This window comes from Microcoleus sp. BM001215392 (assembly GCF_036700185.1).
Lineage (GTDB): Bacteria > Cyanobacteriota > Cyanobacteriia > Cyanobacteriales > Microcoleaceae > Microcoleus.
Genome location: NZ_JAUBOJ010000119.1, coordinates 1 through 17,287, shown reverse-complemented (window position 1 = coordinate 17,287; position 17,287 = coordinate 1). Strand labels below are relative to the sequence as shown.

The window sequence follows — 17,287 nt, the reverse complement described above, 5'->3', positions numbered from 1 at the left end:
CATTGGTGACAAGTTAAGACTGTAAGTCTTTTGTCAAGAGGCTTTTAGAGAATTGTTGAAAAAAAAACTGGTCAGACCCTCGTTGAAGCTCCGGAAAAGGAGCCACAATTAGCTTTGTGTTTGGTTTTCGTTTCTGACGGGCAATACCTAAATCTCGATTTTTGGGGTCAGCAAAATACTTAACTGGGTCTGTTGCCTTACCTTTTTGATGAGCCATAGTAAAATGATAAAGACCCCGATAAATCATTTCTAAGGAAATCTCATCAAAGGGCACAGAAAGTTCATCCGCTACGGCATCACCTAAATCTACTAACACAGCATAAAATAACCAAGTTGACCAAATTTGTAATTTAATTCCATTGATTGAACCAGTCCATAAATAACTTAAACCCAACAGTCTTTTTACTGTATTAAAAGCTTCTTCTATTCGCCAACGACGCCGATATAAATCCGCAACTACATAAGGTGGCAAAACTTGAGGTTCTAGGACACTTGTTAAATAAGAATGCCAGGTTTTTCCTGACCTAACTTCAATTAAACGTAACGTGATAAACGGAGTCTTTTTTGTGCCAGAACCTAGGCGTATTTTCCGGTCTCGCAGTTCATAACTATCTGTAAATACCTGTTCTATTTGAATGGCTGCTCCTTTCTTTATTCTGGTAATAAATTCAACTTTCTTGGCGATTAATTTATGCCAGAAATTAAAATGATAAAATCCTCTATCCAGTAATAGTAAAGTATTTTCTGTAACTAAATTTAGGATATCTTCTTCCGCTCTAGTATCAGAAGCTTTGGGGTTTTCTTCAAACCAAATCTCAACAGGTAATCTGGTTATTAAATCAATGACTGTAATTATTTTTCCGGCTAATTGTCCTTTTTCAACTGATTCTAAGCTTTGTAGTTTTTTAAATAGAGCCTCCAATATTGAGCCATCTATTATCCAAATTTTCTCGAATTTTGACAAGGTAAATTGAATACTTTCTGGCAATGGACGTTTATTTCTACTATGCCAAGCTGTTCTGAGACTTGGCAATAAATCTTTAAATACTTTTTCAAATAACTCCGCAGGAAATGTCAAAAATCGTTGTGATACCGCTTGTTGACTAACTTTTGTGGGATTACACCAGAGAAAACCGTCTCTGGCTAAGATTCTGGTCAGTTCTCTCACCCCTGCTACGTCTCGCCACAGTAACGTTAATACCGCAGCCATCATCAACGGTAAATTCAAGATCCGCTCTCGCAGTCCTAATTTTCGGTAGTAATTTTCTTGATTTGTAATCGCCGGTGTCAGCAATCTTTCCAGTTGAAGGGCAATTACTTCATCTTCCACCATTGGTCTGTGTGTTTTTTTCGCGTGGTCTCGATTGGTTTTTCGGCTGCTGGTCATGACTGCTCACAATCCCTCTATTACTTGTCTGTCATAAGTTTCCCACGATCCCAGACCCATCCAAATACTACCCTTGACAATTTCCTTTTTTCCTTAACTTGTCACCAATGTGTCCCAACTGGTGGAAGCAATCGTCCCGTCAGGGCCAAAAATTACGCCCGTTAATGCTGATTTATGTCCTTGGTGCTGAATATACTGATTTGTTGCATCAATGGTTTTTAGCAAGCGACCATCAAGGCTCCATAGCTTGATAGTCCTTTCACGGGACTTTTGATTTTCAAGTTGCTGGATACCAAAATCTAAAAACCTCTCCCCATTACTGAATGTCCCAGGCTTTGAGGAAGCCAAAGACCTAAGAGTTTCTCTTTCAGCATTAAAACCACCAATTGAAACGATAGTTTTCCCATCTGGACTAAAGATGACATCCTTAGTATTGGTATGGGCTTCTATAGTTTTCAGTAAAGTACCGTCGTGGCTGTATAGTTTCACATCTTTACCTTTTGCCAAAGCAATTGTTTTGCTATCTGGGCTAAAACTAAAGCTATTAGCACTAGAGGAAATAGTTGGAGGTTTGATAGTTTCACGGTTCCATAGTTTGGCAGTCCCATCAAGACTACCTGAAGCGATCGTCTTACCATCTGGACTGAAGCTTACACCTCCTATTGAAAAATTATGTCCTTCCAGAGTTTCGAGTAAAGTACCTTCACGGCTCCATAACTTAACAATTGTATCACCAGTAGAGGCTATCGTCTTACCATCTGGACTGAAGCTCAGACTACCGAAAAAACTAGAGTCATGTGCTTTAAGAGTTTTGATTTCTGTGCCGTTGATACTCCAAAGTTTAACTACACCATCAGGAGGACTCATTGAAGCAATCATCTGACCGTCAGGGCTAAAACTTACGCTACCGATCCAACTGCTATGTTGTTGAAGATTTTTGATTTCTCTACCATCTATACCCCAAAGTTTTACAGTTTCATAGTCAGCAGCTATGATAGTCTTCCCATCGGGACTAAAACTCATATCCTTAACAATACCGCTATGTTGAAGCGTTCTTAATAGGCGACCGTCGAGACTCCAGAGTTTTACAGTTTTATCAGAACTAGATGAGGCAATTATCTTGCCGTCGGGACTAAACTTTACAGCATTTACAAAATTGCTGTGTGCTTTGATGGTTTTCAGTAATTTGCCATCAATACTCCAGATTTGTACTGCATTGATGATACCAGCAAAGTTTAAAGGATCGGTTATGTTAGGATTTATAGTTAAACCCACAGCAATCATCTTACCGTCAGGACTAAAACTACCCTTGTGAAAAGTAATACTAGAAGAAGTATCCTTATCAAATGTCTTAAGCAAAGTACCTTCGCGGTTCCAAATATTGATATTCTCTCCAATCGTAACTATTATTTTACCGTCAGGACTGAAGGCCGCAGTGTTAATAGAATTTAACAAAAAGATGTTACCATTGTTATTGCCTTCTAAACGGTTACGCTCTCGCACTCCATAGACTGCCTGCTGTAAAGCGAGAACAATTCGATCCCGTATCTCCGGTTTCACATCAACAACCGCCTGTTGTAGTTGTCTTCCAGCTTTAATCGCTTCTATCAGTGCCTCAAGTCGTTTATTAGAGTCAAAAAGATTACCTGACAGAAGACTAGATGCTATTAACTCCGCATTTATACGCTGCTTGTCAGCTTCTTGTCGTTCTTTGTCTACTTGTACTGTTTGAAATTCAGCCCGTTGCCATTGCCACACCGCACCCACAGCAAAAATAGAAACAGCTACCAAACCACTCGTAAGTCCTAAAATAGTCCGGCGTCTTACCCACAACCCCTTCTTAATAAAATCTTGGTCATCCTTACTGATATCCTCCAAGCGTTTCTGCAAATACCCCTCCGCCTCTCCCAAGGGTCCGCCTCGCAACAAATAACGCTCACTCTTTTCATGGCTTTCCCATTCCAAAAACGCCGCCTTTAACCGCTTTTTCCATTTCAAAAAAGTATCATTTTCCTCAATCCATTTCCTCAGATCTGGCCATGCTTTGATCAAAGCCTCATGCACAATTTCCACTGTTTCTATCTTAGTGGTTTCATTGCGATTACTCACCACCAAACGTGCAGTCGCCAAATGCGTTACCAAATCCCAATTTTCTTCCCCCACCTCAGCCTGAGTCGCGAGTTGGCGTATGTATTTCGTCCCTTCTCCCGGCGACACCAACTTCATAAAAATCTGCTTTATCCGTTCCTTATCCTCCTCTTTCAGCGCATCATATACCCCTTCCGCGTGTCTGCAAAGAGCCTTTTCTACACCACCAATTTCATCATATTTCAAACGAGTCAGCAAACCATTTTCCTGCTGTTTCCAAAGTTCCGTAAGCGCAAATTCCAACAATGGTAAATTACCTTTTCCATCACCAACATCATTGAGAATATATTCTGTCAGTCCCGATTCCAGATAGACATTTCGTTGCTTAGCAGGTTCTTCAATGGCTGCTTGCAATTCGGTTCTCAACATCACGCCGATAAATTCCGGTTTCCATCTATCTAACTGTTCCCGAAAAGCATTGTATTCTATTGCCTGATTCAAAAAATCAGTCCTCAAAGTAATCACCAACCTGAAGGCAGAAAAATTTTGTACCGCATCCAACAAACAATCTAAAAATTGCTTATTTTTCTGATTTTGGTAAGTATAAATCTCCTCAAACTGGTCAATTACTAACAGAAAACGCCGACTGCTACCGATGCTTTTTACCACATCAGATAAAGTGCGATTCCCTTCTTGCAAATCTGTCGCCAGTTTGTTAATTTCCTTGGCATTAATCTCAGCAACTCCCTCATTTTCACCCGTTTCTAATTGCGCCATAGGTGACAGCAGCGCTTTCGCCAAATTCTCAAAAGGAGTAGATTCCGGGCGCAAGTTAGCAATTAACCAATTCCCTTGCTGACGCAAACTAGGAATTAAACCTGCTAATACTACCGAAGATTTCCCACTTCCAGAAGCACCAATTACAGCTACCAGTTTTTTAGTTTCTACAACTTTGACAAGCTGATTAGTAAAAGTTTCACGCCCAAAAAATAAGGCTGTATCTTTCTCCTGAAAAGCCGATAAACCCTGATAAGGATTGGGGGGAATTACTAAATCGTGCCAACGCAAAGGTTTAACGGCGGGATTTTGACAAATTACTGGTAAATTACTTACACAGGGAAACTCTTTCTCTAAAAGTTGTAGCCGCCGCCGCGCTTCCCTCACCGAAGCATACAAGGAATTGTCTTGAGTAAATTCCTCTATAAAATATTGCAAAAACCGAGGTGCGATCGCAACAGGTAATTCCTCCCGCATCACTATCATTTGTGGCAAATATAAATCTTCCCCTTCGGCTAAGGAGTGCGCTAAACCGAGTCCATCGCAGCAATTTAAAATGGCAAGCTTCAATCCATTATCAATTGCTTTCTTAAAGTGATTCCTTAATTCCCCTATGGTTATCTTATCATTTTCATTAATCCAGATAGTTCCAGTTTTCCAGTCATCTTGACTTTCCCCATGTCCAACAAAAAAAAGTATATCCCATTGTTGTTTCCACAGCGGTTCATCTAACTCTTCTCGTTTGGGTTGTTTGAGCCAAGTAACTTCTACATTATTCCCTAAATCTTGAATAGGCTGTCCTTGAGATGCTATATCGGCTTGATAACCCAAAATAGCCAGAATTTTTACTTTGTCTTGAGAGGCTGAAAGTTGTTTTAATTGCTTAAAATTTGGCGAACTAAATCCAACTTCTGTTTGAGAAAAATCTTTGAGTAAATCCCATTCATGCCAAGGCAGTTTTCGCAACCAAGGGTTATTGCTTAGCAGCAGTATGCGATTTTCCTCTCCCGGTTCTAACTGAGTTCGTAACAGCGACTCAATTGGTTGAAAATCTTGATGTTTTAACCAATTATTGAAGTTTGTTATTAAATCTTGAGTCTCTCTTCGGAAAGGCTCAAAATCATTTTCTTGAATATTGGCAGAAACATTTGTCAAACTAGGACGGCGAGTCAAGGGAAATGTGGAAATAGAGGCTACTATATTTCTATAAAGTGCCTGCCAATTGCGATATGCTTCTTTAATATCTGGATTTATAGGTAATTTCCCCGCGTCTCCGGCGATGAGGGGAAAGGGTGCGGAGTCTTCGAGAATCTGTGCGGCAACAGAAAAACCAGAATCGAAGTCACCTTGGATGTCTAAGCGGATTAACTTACCCATGTTTCCCCTCAGTTAATTGATAGTGTTAGATCGATCGCGCTAGGCAGGCGAGACACCTACCCGAAAACAGATTAATTAGATTAAAGCACAAATAATTCCGTGACGCTCACTTCTCCCAAAGCTAGTTTAACAGTAAATTCGTCGCCCGGATCGGCATCAAACTGACATTGAATCAAAACATCGGCACTTCGGGCAGTCACTTCCTTGAAAACTTCGCCCTCGGCTAACACCAGTAGTTTGAGATTGAGTGGTAAATAATCTTCTCCACTTGGATAGACTTGCAGCCAAATAGATATTCTATCTTCGCTTGCTCTTGTCAGGTTAATGACTAGGTTAACAGCATGACTAATTAAGTCTGCTCTTAGGTTAAATAGTTTAGCTTGTTTGACGCGATCGCTCCACACTGTTGGACTTAATTGTTGTGGTGTCAGCAACTCTTCTACACTCTGCCAACCGGCTGTAAAAATATTCTCAAACCACTGACTCAAATTCACCCGTTCTTCGTTTGGAAGAACCTGTAAATCTAAGATGGGAACATTGAGCAATTCGCTCAGTTGCCCCGCTTGATACAAAGACTGAATTCGCTCAAATACTTCTGGAGAACTTTCTAAAATCAGAATGATACTGCCTTGCTTGATTTCTTTTACCGATATTATTCCTTTCCCCAGTTTTTCTAACTTTCCCAAAATATGGTATATCACAGACGGATCGTTGCTTTGCGTTTCCAACGTAATTTGCCAGGTGATCTTTTTAGAATTTACAGGTGAGTCTGGTATATCCTGCTTTATTTCTTTACGAGCTTTCTCAAAAAAATTCTGAAGCTCTCTTAGTTCATCCTCACATACTCTTTTCATTTTTTCCTCATTAATGGGAAGGCGATACTTTTTTAAATAAGTTTTTTGAGCAAAAACTTCTGCCAACTTCTCTAACTTATTTTGTCCTGGCCTCCAAATAGGATCGTTGACCAGATGACTCAGATAGTCTTCTTTTAACTCTCCCTTAGATAACTGAGATATTTCGTAACAAGATTGGAATCCTTTAGACTCATAGAGCTGTATAAATTGCTCTTCAAAGCTTTGTCCACACATACAGAATTACTGGAATATAGAGTTGAGAAAATTATAACTTATTTTCCCTACCTGTCAATCAGACTCAGTGCAAAATACTTGAACCTCAAAAATTCAAGCTTGAATTCAAGCTAGTCAAACCAGAAGAGATGAATTTAATATGGGTTCAGTTAAACCCAAAGAGGCAAGGAAAAAGATGCTTACTCTCTATTCTGGGATGAATGATTTGCTTCAATCTCCCACCAGATTCTCTAATAAAGTTGCTGAGGTTGGACTTTTACAAGCAATTAGAAATTCAGCAGAAGGATATCTTCTGACTTTAGTTCACGATCGCTTATATCGACCTATCGATCGAGCAACTGGACTGCGTGTAGAAAATCCATTTGATGGTTGCAATGGCAATGGAACTGGTGGCACAACAAAAGCCAGAATCAACCTGATGATTGATCCAAAGAATACACTTTGGTCAGTTTCATTTGACTATTACAAAAGCTTTCTCAGCTATCGTCGTCCAGAAACTCACATAGAGCATTTCTTAGAACCGCTAGTCTTCTTTAAGTGGTATTTCTTTGTTGCGCTCGGCATGACTATAGCTTATCCAGCTATTCGGACGATAGAAAAAGAGTTCCCACAACAAGGAGAGAAATTGAAAATTTGGTACGCCAGCACGCCTATTTATCAGCAATCTGAATGTGACGTTGTTGTTAAGTGATGATAGTTCATAAAAGGAGAATCGAATGAGAACCGAATCGTTTAAGGTTTTGCAAACTTTTGGGCTTGAATATCCTAACTATAAAATGCTTGTTCAAGCAAAGAGTAATAATCGTTACATTTTGTGGTATCCTGACAGTCTTGAGGTAGCTGTAGGTCAAGAAATCCTAATCGATTTCAATGACTACGATGACTGGCGGACAGTAGATAACCCCAAAAACGGCAGAAAATCTAGTATCTCAAAAGTGAGCAAAGTAAGTTAGCAGAAAGGTCAATTGCTGGGAATAATATTCGACCTATTTTCCTAACAAATAATTCACTTCCTGGCTATCAACATCTGTTGATAGCCACTAATCTCAAAAATCTGGTTTCTGGAAAGCTATCAACTAAATACAGTTTTAAGCCTTAAATTCAAGCTTGAATTTAAGTTTACAAACCTAGCAACAGGAAATTAATATGGGATTAATTCACGGAAAAACAGGTAAGGAAAAATTTTTCTACTCAGCCTTATTGATTTCCAAGGCATCTACAGTCGTGACAAAAATGAAACTCAATCAAAAGGAGTCCTAATTATGAACAATAATGGTTTAGCCACTTCGGCTGTAGGCGGTGCTTTAGTTGCCGCCAAATTAGCCACCGTTACTGGAGCAACTGCCACTGGGATTGCTACTACCACTGGTGGTGTTGGTATTACTACTGTCGCTACGGCAACAGGAACCGCCATGTCAGTGGCGATCGCACCCGCCGTTGCAATTGCAGCACCAGTAATCGCTGTTGGAGCATTAATTTGGTGGTTAGCGCGTGATTAATTCTCGCTAAAATACCGATCGAAGCGGTTAATGAAAGACTGCCGAATTAACTCGGCAGCGCTTTCCTGTTAGTTAATGTGAGTGAATTGAGTGATTCTGAGCAAAGCAGGCAACATTGAATCAGACTTTTCTCCTGTTTTGAGAGCGATTTCTAAATCAAACAAAATCGAGAGCGATCGACTTAAGAAGTTCGCAGATACTTCCTTAACCTCCTGCTTAAGGAAATACAGCCGTTTGGGGTTACTAATTCCGCACATACTAGCAATTTCGCTATCAGAACGTTGTTGGTCGGAATTGATAGTAGCTTTTACCCACAGCCAAGTTTTAAACTGAGTTTGGAGGGTGGCAATAATTGCTAAAGGAAACTCTGCCCGAGATAGCAATTCATCAAGCACCTTAATTGCTGCCACTGCTTGACCTTTTAAAAGAGCTTCGGCAAGTTGAAAACAGTTGGCTGTGGTAGCTGGAACGAGGATTTTAGCAGCTTCTTTCGTAATGCGAGCGCCTGCTGCATAAATGGCTAATTTCTCCAGTTCACTAACTCTTTTAGCAGAATCGTTACCAATCGCTACTGCTAAATAACTGATAGCATCTCTGGCAATTGAGAGATTCATCTGTTTAGCAATAGTAGCGATCGCACTTTCAATCAAATCGGTACGCCAAGGGGGAATAAGAGTAAATTCCTTAAGTTTACCAAACTGCAACAAATGCTTAACTACCTTGAGCCGTTTGTCGATAACAGCAGCAGTGAAGACTAAGTGCGTTGTAACAGGTAACTGGGGCAAGATTTGCAGCAATTCTAGCCCCGTTTCTCCAAATTGCTTAAAATCGCAATTTTCAACGACAATAAGTTTGCTTCCCCCGCCGAAAGGAACTGAAGCAGCAGCAGAAAGGGCAGCATCCAGGGAAGAAGCATCGAAGCGGTGGATGTTGAAATCTCGCCAGAGAGGATGAGTTTGAGTCTTAAAATTTTCAACTTCTCGTTCAATTGCGTAGGTATCATTCCCAATTAGGATGCTAATCATGCTGCTAACTCCTCCTGTTGTTTGACAGTTACAGTAACAGAGCGGCCTAAAGCTTTAGTAACGATCCGCTGCACGGATTCAAGGTGACTCTGAAACTTGTTCGCGTACTTTCTTTCTACTGCTAACACACATGAATCAGCCGAAAGTTCGGCAATTTGAGCACGGTTTAAGAGGCTACGATTTCCTGGTTTCGCTGCTGCTACTACTTGCGCCCAAGTTGTTTCAAAGTCAGGAGAATCTGCCTCTATTTTTTGAGGGGTTTTATCAAATTTGTCAGGCTGATTAGATTGGGAAGTTGCCGGCAACCGCGTTTCGGGGGCAGCGGGTTTGCTTGACAGCATTAAGTTCAGCAGGCAGACTTCTAACCAGGTAGCCGCATTGGTGCTAGTTCTCAATTGAAATTCTGATTTTTGCAATTGTGCACAAGCCGCATCAATTGTTTCAAAATCCAGATGAAGAGCGATCGATCGCAGTTGTGAGTAGCCTACTGGCCCTGCAATTAAATTCTGGCAGTGGCGCGTTGATTTGACAATGAGCAAATCTCTCATTGCTGCTAGCAAGCTACTAAGAATAAGTTTAGGGGTTTTGCCGCTGTCAATGAGCGTTCTCGAAGATTGCAGTACGCTTAAGGTATCGCCAGAATGAAGGGCTTTGAGAAGGGCGATCGACTCTTGCTCGCTGATACTGCCAGATACTTCTGCAACTTGAGTTAGGGTAATCTCTGAGTTTAGCAGTGAAAGCTGAGAAAGTAATTGCAGGGCATCTCTTAACCCTCCGTCGCAGGTGCGAGCGATCGCCCGCATCGCCTCACTTGCGATCTCAATAGATTCAGCGGAGCTAATTTTGTGCAATTGTCCGACAATAGCATCAACTGACAAGGCTCGGAAGTTAAAAGTTTGGCAGCGGGAGATAATTGTCGGCAGGACTTTATGTGCTTCAGTCGTACAGAGAATAAATACCACATGAGCTGGAGGTTCTTCAAGGCATTTGAGGAGAGCATTTTGAGCGCTGGTACTGAGTTGGTGACACTCGTCTAAAATCCAAATGCGGTAAGGGCTCATCGCTGGCGCAAAGTTGCTGTGTTGTATTAATTCTCTGGCATCATCCACGCCATTGTGAGAGGCAGCATCGATTTCAGTTACGTCTAAGCTTGAACAGGAGTCAATGGTTTTGCAGCTTGAACATTCCCCGCAAGGAGTGGCGGTTGGCTTTTTGTTATTCAAACAATTGAGGGATTTAGCAAGGATGCGAGCGGTTGAGGTTTTGCCTGTTCCTCTGGGCCCAGTAAACAGGTAAGCTTGAGCAATTTTGGAGGAGGTGATGGCATGGGTCAAGGTTGTTTTGATGGTGTCTTGACCCACTAATTCTTGCAGGTTTTTTGGTCGGTATTTGAGGTGCAGTGGTTGGTACATTTTGAGTGGTTAGAATACTTCTGGTAACTATTCCCCGATAGGGGAGCCGTGCCTGAAGTTAAGCTCATAGGACTTACGCATAAGCTCTATCTGTAGTGTAAAAATTATGAATTTTACCGCTACTAATAGTGTTATGAGGTATTTTTTGCGTAAGTCCTGGCTCAGTTGTTGGCGCTGGCGATCGCGCTGAACACACTACCGCAAGGAAAAATTGCTAAACCATCTGCTGCTGAGATACAGCAAAAAAGCACGGCATGAAGGAAAAATCGAAAGTAAAAGGTTTGAGCGAGTGGAAACTGATTCCAGATCGCAATACTGGGGCAATTTACACCCCGCTTACTTACGGTGTTGGGAGTTTTAAAGATGCCAAATTGTCGGCTGTCGCGAGCTTATTTCAACCAATGGAGAGAAACATTAAAACTCACTAATTTACTAGCAAATATTTTGCTTAAATCACAAAATTAAGTAGTAAAAAAGATGTGTTTTTTTAGACAATGTACTCTTCCAAAAAAAACCTTAAACCCTCCTAATTTATACAGCAATAGGCTCCGAATTTGTGCATGAGAGGGCATCAAATTTAGATGCCACTCCCACCTTTCAATTATTCTTGCGGAGCGACAATATATTCGCACTCTAAAGCCTCTGTACCTGACGCAGGCGTTCCAAACGGTGCAATCAGTAGAGGAGCGGTAGAACTTGCCATTAACACCCGCAAATCCGAGCTAGAAATCGCTTTGGCTGTATCAATCAAATAGCGAATGTCGCACTTGAGACGAAACTCACAGCCCCATAGTTTGGCATCAACTGTCTCAGTGCCTGAACTGAGAGTATTGTTGAGTGATGCTCGCACTTGGTGGGCATCTAAATCGAATTCTAAAATAGCTGTTAGGTGAGACTTGTCGCTGTGAGAAGCTAACCTCTCTAAGGCTTTTAAAAAGCTCAGCCTCTCAACCACCACTTGATGGCTAAATTCAGGTCGATAGGGAGCGATAATTTGGTCGCAAATTGGATATTGCCCTTCGAGCAATTTCGCTGTCAACCGCCAATTTTTCCACTCGAAGGCGACAAAATTACTAGGTTGCTCTGGCAAATCTTCATAGTAAATCGTAACTTTGTCAGCAGAATTCAAAAAACGCTCCAATAACCGGAGTACCTTAGCAGGGACAGTAAAATTAACTATTTGACTGCTCGATAGATGGGAATTGCTGCTTTCGCTCAATCCTAAAACCATTGCTACCCGATGCCCGTCAGTCGTCCAAACTCTCAGTCGATCGAGTCCTCTGTCTGCGGATCGACTGAGTTGAAAATTACCGCCTGTTAAAATGCGTTTATTTTCCTCGGAACTAACAGCAAATAAGCTAGCTTTTAGTACAGCAATTAACAAGCTAGCAGGAAGCGTTACAAGTTTTTGTTGAACGCTGGGGATAGCCGGAAATTCGTCCGCAGCTAGCCCGCGAATGGCGTGCTTGCTTCTTGACGCACTCAAAGTAGCACTGACTGATAAAACGTCGCTTCCTTTAATAATTTCACAAGAACTCTTTAAGGTGAGGGTGCCGTTAGGAAATTTTCCCATAATGTCAGCAAGTATGGGTGCGGGGAGGGTAAGCTTTCCAGATTGATTGACATTGGCATCAAAGCTCACTTGCATTCCAAATTCTAAGTTGTAAGCAGTCAGATGCAAATGTTGAGTTTCTGCATCAGCTTCAATCAAAATATTGGACAAAATGGGATGGCTGCTATTGCTGGGAATGATGCCTTTCAGAGCTTGCACGTAATCGTTGAATTCTCTTGAATCGCAGGCAACTTCAATAGGTGATGGGAGAGGGGAAGAAGAAGGCAATATTGCCTCATTTGAGAATGTTTCTAGAGAAGAAGAATCGACGGCTGGAAATGCTGCAAAACCTGTGCAAGTTTGCGAGGGTGCTAATTCTTGTGGAGAGATTGTTGAGGGTTCGCAAACCGAGGAAGTTTCAGTTGTTGGTTTGACTGATTTTTTCACAGTTTTTGCAGACTTATTGGTTGTTGCAGTCGAGCATTTTTTCTTAACTGCTCTCTCCAATACTTCCTCTTTATGGGGTGTTCCTGTCAGTCGAGATTTGGCCATAATTAGTCTGGTGTCAGGGGTGCGATTGGCCGCTGCGGTAGCAGCACTTATTCAGGTTATTCTATAAATAGGACTTACGCACAGACTCTAGTTCTAGGGCGCTGATGGCACACGTTACTACTACAGATATAGCAATCCTAAATGATTTACAAAAATTTATCTAAATTAATACCAACTTAATCAAAATTGGTATAGCCCAATGTGTTTGTAATTGATTTAGGATTGCTATAGTCTAAAAATAGAAGGAATGCAGGGTAAGTCCCGATGGAAAAATTTCTGAAAATCGATCGTTACTGACTCTTTTCTACACAGGTATGTGTTTGTTAGTTGAGAAGTTTACCTGTTAGTTGAGGACTTTACCTATTGGTTGAATACTTTACCTCTTGGTTGAGAAGTTTACATTGTACTTGAGAATTTTATTGCTTGAGTACGAGTCATTGGGGGCAACAAATAATATCCGATATCGGCAGCGGCTTGCACCGACATAATAAAGTCGATGGTACTCTTTAAGTTTCTGTTGACGGCTCAAATCTTGACCGATTAACAATCTGCTGAAAAGGTCGCTTCCGTCAATGCCAACTTCATCAAAAGTGCTGCCCTGCGAATTGTGAATTGTCAAAGCAAAGCAATTGTCAATTTCAGCAAACAAGTCATCTTTGAACCAATAGTATTTCCTCCAAAGAAATCCATTGCGTTTGGCACTCTTGAGCTTTTCTTTAAGTTCAGCCTGGTAACGCTTATTTTCAGACTCGTGCAGGAAAAAGATTTGCCGAAAAAGACCGTCATCAGTCACAATCTTTAGCAGCCAAACTCGATAGCCGCAGTGCTGGTTAATCTCAACTTCCTTGACGGTAAATTCCGTTGAAGTCGGCAAAATTACGGTTTTGCCGTCGGGTGCCATGACGGGCTTTTTGGTAATTAGCCTTTCTCCCGGTAGAAATCTGGGTGCAGCTTGACCGTAGACTTGCTCTCTGATAAGCTGATTGTAGTATTTGACTCGTTTGTTAGTCCAGCACAGAATTCTGAAGCGATCGGGATTTTGACCAAATTCTCGATCGATCGTTTTGACGGCATATTGTAGCAGCGTTTCTGATTTGACTTTGAATGCACCGTTCGACTTGTCTCCTTTCTTGTATTTGGAATGCGGCAAAAATATGTCGGATCTGCTATTGACAAAAGAGCGGCATTCTGTTACGAAATCGAGTACAGGGCTTTCCCCTGCTTGCCTGACAACTTGGGTCAATACAGCTTTATTGGCAATGCTAAAAGCAGGCGACTTTTTTTCTCCTACAGGATTGAGTTGAGCGGGATCGCCCATTAAAATTAGCTTGCGGTGATTGAAGAACGTGCGTTCAAAATTGCGTTCTATCCATTTCCACAATTCGGTTCCAACCATCGAACATTCGTCTAGGAAAATGATATCGTAGAGGTGAAGGCTGCTGGAACTTGTCTGTGACAAGGCTTTTTCTTGTTCTTTTCTGACCATGCCTAATCCTAAAAGTTGGTGTATTGTCATAAAATCTACTCCGAAAATGCCTTGAGACGCTGCCATTTTTCTGAGGATGCCGACTGCTTTGTTAGTAGGTGCTGTGAGGGCAATGCGTTTGCTTTGACTCAAGAGTTCTTGGATAATTTGAAAGACGATTGTGGATTTTCCAGTTCCTGCGTAGCCGCACAGCAAGAAGAATGACTCGGTAGTGGTTAGAAAGGTTCTCAATTTGTCGAGGGCTTGCTGCTGTTGCGGTTTGAGTGTGAAGGCAAATTGTGTAAGTTTCTGGGGTTGTTCTAGTAAGGCTTGAATCATTAGTTAGTGTCCATTACTAATTTTATCAACCTCAGATTAAGCGTTAGCTTGACGGGGAAGTCTTTCAAGAGTAGGTTTTTTAGATTCCGGGCAAGGAAGAGAGGGAGGGAGAAGGAGAGACGGAGAGAAGGAGACGGAAAGAAGCAAAAAAGCCCGGATTTCAACTTTTTATGTCTTTAAAATTCGCCACTTACTTACCCTCAATTTCCTAATTATGAAAAACCCACTTTTGAGAGAACTGGGGAGTGGGAAATGGGGAATTCGACGCTTATTAAGTAATCCGATTTTTGTTTCAGCAAAAAAGCACTCTTCAATCCCTACGGAGTGTTCGCCAATTCCCACTCATCTCTTAAATGGCGTCCTTTATAAATCAAGTTCAGCAACTTTAGCCAGAGCTTCTAAACGCTTGTTTAATGTTTTATGTCGGGGACATTCTACAGCGTACTCGTATTTAGCACCCGTATGTTGAAGTTCGGAAATTTGGCAATCAATTAAGTTGCTCAGGTGGCCGACTAGCTTTTTGACAGGTATTAGCCACGCCTTAGCTAGTGCTTTAGTACGGAACCCAATCCAAGCTGTAAAGTAGGAGCAGTCTTCGCTAATTTGATAAGCCACATTGGGGGATAATTTAACAATAGGTTCGATGCGGGCAATACCCAAAGTTTTGAGTTCTCTCAAGCTGTAACATTGGATTTCTCCGCTGTTCCACTGGATGTGAAATGGACGTGGCTCCTCAATATCCAAGCGTTGGACTTTCCCCATTCGTTGAACTCCTTCTCGGTGCTGTAAAATGCCATCTCCCTCTCTAAATCCGTAGAATCCTTGTTTCTTGGCTAGGTTTTCTAACTGCTGCTTCCAGGCTTCTTCCCAAGCTATGTCAAAGTCGAGAAGTTTGTAATTTTCTTCGCTCAATTGTCGATCTAGTTTTTCTTTTAACTGCTGTTTTTGGAGTGGCATAACGAATTCTAAGAAGTTGTCAGGCACTTCAAGAGCTAAATAGGTCTTAGCTCTGATTCTGAGTTCATTGACAGACAAACAGCGCGTATCTTTTAATTGCTGGGGTGCAGGAATATCTATAGTACAACTTGTCGGGTATCCGGGAAACAAATTAAGGGGAAAGCGATACAATTGGTCGAGAGTGGAAATGAGAATGTGGTGTTCGCTCAGCGATTCTACTTTGAAAGGAGTTGCGTTTCCCAATTGTACCTGTTCGGAATTAGCGAGTACGATGGTTGTGCAAGTTGGAAGTTCTCCAGCAGTTTTTTGAGGGATAAACTGAGGTAAGAGGGAGATTTTGAGGGCGCGGATTTCGTCGAGGTTATAAGTCCAAGAAAATGAATCTTCGCCCGAACTTGCGTCCCAAGTAATTGTCACAGGTTTTTCAGTTTTTTTGAGAGAAGTAACAGTACCGTATTGATTGCCAGTTTTAACAATATCGTTTAACCTGAAGGGATGTTCTTCAGCAGGTGCATCCGGGAAGAAAGGGAAAATTACTGCAACTACTTCTTGGATTTGAGAGGAGTGCTGGCTGGTTGATTCAAGAAAGGTTTTGTGGGGGTTGATATTATAATTGTTAGCTTTCATAAAAGCAAGAAGTTGGTTATCCCTCAACTTCTCCCGCTAGGGAATAGCTTAAAATTTAGTGATTTCCTCAACCAATGGTTCTTGCTTGAATTGTAGGAAATGACTTAGCTGTTGTTAGAGGGGAGGCTCAGTTGCGATCGCCAACTATACTGGTATCAGCTAGCCCTCGAATCGCACAGCTATCAATTTGAGGATTATTACTCATATAATTAGAGAAATCGATACAAAATGCGATGGCTCTGGAGCGTCAATTAAAACTCTAATAACAAGCTCTAGTTAGTAGAATTTAACAAACCCGGTTTTGACAATCTATTACTTCAGTTAACAGCCCCCAGTTGATAAAAAATCACCCCAGCTATCAGTAGGATCTGTAGCTGGGGTAATTCGCGGGGAAGCGGATATATTAATCTAACGCAGCTATATCGATTAATTCGATTTTAAACAGAGCTGCGTCGTTATTCTTTAGGCAAAGTAGGTTTTGGTGGGATGTCAAAAACAATCACAAATGTGAATTCTTTGACAAACCGCTGCAAAACCCGAAAATGATCGTCTGCATCCCTCCTCCTGCGAAATCGCGCCACAACAATACGCTGACAATTAGGAAGCAGCTTAATGATGCACCACGGATGCAATCTCTCAAAATAAGTCATTTTAACCTCACCAGCGACAGTAACAGGTTGCGTTCTTTTTTCATGGCTTGCCATTACGCTAGTTGAGAGAATATTCTCCAATCCAGGTCACGCTGACGTTGACAATTAATTAGGTTTGTGCTTCAAACCCCTCAAATTCTCTTCTAACGCATCCTATTATTCAGAATGCAGACACAGCAATTTCGCCAGTACGTCGGGAATCTCCTCAAAGTGTTCCAGCAGAAAATCCATTACTGCCAAATGCCGCAAATCGACAGCAGTAGGAAATCTTCGATTTTCCCCCCGTTTAAACCAACCCTGCACTGTCGAATCAGAGCGGGAACAAATTTCGGCAATTTGCTCGTAACTTACCCCCCACTTGACATGAAACTGTCTCGGTGTCATACCTAATTGGCATTGGCTGTAAATTGCAATTAAATTGCGTTCTCTATCTGTCAAAGGTAAGGATTCAGGTCAAAAAAAATTCAGTGACGGCATCTGGTAAAATAAACG

14 protein-coding genes are annotated in these 17,287 nt (G+C 41.5%); 4 read left to right on the top strand and 10 right to left on the bottom strand.

The window, feature by feature from the left end; all coding sequences use genetic code 11:
• Window positions 1-13: 13 nt before the first annotated feature.
• From QT974_RS14885 to QT974_RS14875, 3 genes are all read right to left on the bottom strand, one after another.
• Window positions 14-1,333, bottom strand: a complete 1,320-nt coding sequence (locus QT974_RS14885) for an IS4 family transposase (protein WP_333469243.1) — start codon at window positions 1,331-1,333, stop codon at window positions 14-16.
• Between the two features lie 147 nt (window positions 1,334-1,480).
• Window positions 1,481-5,629, bottom strand: coding sequence for an nSTAND1 domain-containing NTPase (locus QT974_RS14880; protein ID WP_333469242.1), 4,149 nt, complete (start codon window positions 5,627-5,629; stop codon window positions 1,481-1,483).
• 80 nt (window positions 5,630-5,709) lie between these two features.
• Window positions 5,710-6,717, bottom strand: coding sequence for a DUF1822 family protein (locus QT974_RS14875; protein WP_333469241.1), 1,008 nt, complete (start codon window positions 6,715-6,717; stop codon window positions 5,710-5,712).
• Between the two features lie 139 nt (window positions 6,718-6,856).
• Between QT974_RS14875 and QT974_RS14870 the strand changes: the two genes are divergently transcribed.
• From QT974_RS14870 to QT974_RS14860, 3 genes are all read left to right on the top strand, one after another.
• A complete protein-coding gene (locus QT974_RS14870; protein ID WP_333469240.1) occupies window positions 6,857-7,408 on the top strand; it encodes a hypothetical protein in 552 nt (183 codons plus the stop codon).
• Between the two features lie 25 nt (window positions 7,409-7,433).
• Window positions 7,434-7,670, top strand: a complete 237-nt coding sequence (locus QT974_RS14865; RefSeq protein ID WP_333469239.1) for a hypothetical protein — start codon at window positions 7,434-7,436, stop codon at window positions 7,668-7,670.
• Window positions 7,671-7,979: 309 nt separating this feature from the next.
• Entirely contained in the window at window positions 7,980-8,216 is a 237-nt protein-coding gene (locus tag QT974_RS14860) for a hypothetical protein (protein ID WP_333469238.1), read from the top strand.
• Window positions 8,217-8,284: 68 nt separating this feature from the next.
• On the opposite strand, the gene holA is transcribed toward QT974_RS14860, so the two are convergent.
• Entirely contained in the window at window positions 8,285-9,241 is a 957-nt protein-coding gene (gene holA / locus QT974_RS14855) for a DNA polymerase III subunit delta (protein ID WP_333469237.1), read from the bottom strand.
• Window positions 9,238-10,653, bottom strand: a complete 1,416-nt coding sequence (dnaX, locus tag QT974_RS14850; protein WP_333469236.1) for a DNA polymerase III subunit gamma/tau — start codon at window positions 10,651-10,653, stop codon at window positions 9,238-9,240. The genes holA and dnaX overlap by 4 nt, the downstream gene beginning before the upstream one ends.
• A 254-nt stretch (window positions 10,654-10,907) precedes the next feature.
• Here dnaX and QT974_RS14845 point away from each other — a divergent pair, with 254 nt between their 5' ends.
• The gene (locus tag QT974_RS14845; RefSeq protein WP_333469235.1) at window positions 10,908-11,081 is read left to right on the top strand and encodes a hypothetical protein; all 174 of its coding nucleotides are present in this window, start codon (window positions 10,908-10,910) and stop codon (window positions 11,079-11,081) included.
• 173 nt (window positions 11,082-11,254) lie between these two features.
• On the opposite strand, the gene dnaN is transcribed toward QT974_RS14845, so the two are convergent.
• The 5 genes from dnaN to QT974_RS14820 all read right to left on the bottom strand — a co-directional run bounded on the left by dnaN (window position 11,255) and on the right by QT974_RS14820 (window position 17,233).
• Window positions 11,255-12,652 (bottom strand): DNA polymerase III subunit beta, encoded by a 1,398-nt coding sequence (gene dnaN, locus QT974_RS14840; RefSeq protein ID WP_333469234.1) that lies wholly within the window; start codon window positions 12,650-12,652, stop codon window positions 11,255-11,257.
• 481 nt (window positions 12,653-13,133) lie between these two features.
• Entirely contained in the window at window positions 13,134-14,561 is a 1,428-nt protein-coding gene (locus QT974_RS14835) for an ATP-dependent DNA helicase (protein ID WP_333469233.1), read from the bottom strand.
• Between the two features lie 363 nt (window positions 14,562-14,924).
• Complete coding sequence (locus QT974_RS14830) at window positions 14,925-16,145, bottom strand: hypothetical protein (RefSeq protein WP_333469232.1); 1,221 nt, start codon at window positions 16,143-16,145, stop codon at window positions 14,925-14,927.
• A gap of 455 nt (window positions 16,146-16,600) precedes the next feature.
• Window positions 16,601-16,849, bottom strand: a complete 249-nt coding sequence (locus QT974_RS14825; RefSeq protein WP_333469231.1) for a hypothetical protein — start codon at window positions 16,847-16,849, stop codon at window positions 16,601-16,603.
• Between the two features lie 102 nt (window positions 16,850-16,951).
• A complete protein-coding gene (locus QT974_RS14820) occupies window positions 16,952-17,233 on the bottom strand; it encodes a helix-turn-helix domain-containing protein (RefSeq protein ID WP_333469230.1) in 282 nt (93 codons plus the stop codon).
• Between the last annotated feature and the right edge of the window lie 54 nt (window positions 17,234-17,287).

Bases quoted from the DNA above. Each gene is read 5' to 3' on its own strand.
- QT974_RS14870 (WP_333469240.1), top strand. From the start codon at position 6,857: ATGGGTTCAGTTAAACCCAAAGAGGCAAGGAAAAAGATGCTTACTCTC.
- QT974_RS14830 (WP_333469232.1), bottom strand. From the start codon at position 16,145: ATGAAAGCTAACAATTATAATATCAACCCCCACAAAACCTTTCTTGAA.
- QT974_RS14825 (WP_333469231.1), bottom strand. From the start codon at position 16,849: ATGGCAAGCCATGAAAAAAGAACGCAACCTGTTACTGTCGCTGGTGAG.
- QT974_RS14885 (WP_333469243.1), bottom strand. From the start codon at position 1,333: ATGGTGGAAGATGAAGTAATTGCCCTTCAACTGGAAAGATTGCTGACA.
- QT974_RS14875 (WP_333469241.1), bottom strand. From the start codon at position 6,717: ATGTGTGGACAAAGCTTTGAAGAGCAATTTATACAGCTCTATGAGTCT.
- QT974_RS14865 (WP_333469239.1), top strand. From the start codon at position 7,434: ATGAGAACCGAATCGTTTAAGGTTTTGCAAACTTTTGGGCTTGAATAT.
- QT974_RS14880 (WP_333469242.1), bottom strand. From the start codon at position 5,629: ATGGGTAAGTTAATCCGCTTAGACATCCAAGGTGACTTCGATTCTGGT.
- QT974_RS14845 (WP_333469235.1), top strand. From the start codon at position 10,908: ATGAAGGAAAAATCGAAAGTAAAAGGTTTGAGCGAGTGGAAACTGATT.
- QT974_RS14835 (WP_333469233.1), bottom strand. From the start codon at position 14,561: ATGATTCAAGCCTTACTAGAACAACCCCAGAAACTTACACAATTTGCC.
- holA (WP_333469237.1), bottom strand. From the start codon at position 9,241: ATGATTAGCATCCTAATTGGGAATGATACCTACGCAATTGAACGAGAA.
- QT974_RS14860 (WP_333469238.1), top strand. From the start codon at position 7,980: ATGAACAATAATGGTTTAGCCACTTCGGCTGTAGGCGGTGCTTTAGTT.
- dnaX (WP_333469236.1), bottom strand. From the start codon at position 10,653: ATGTACCAACCACTGCACCTCAAATACCGACCAAAAAACCTGCAAGAA.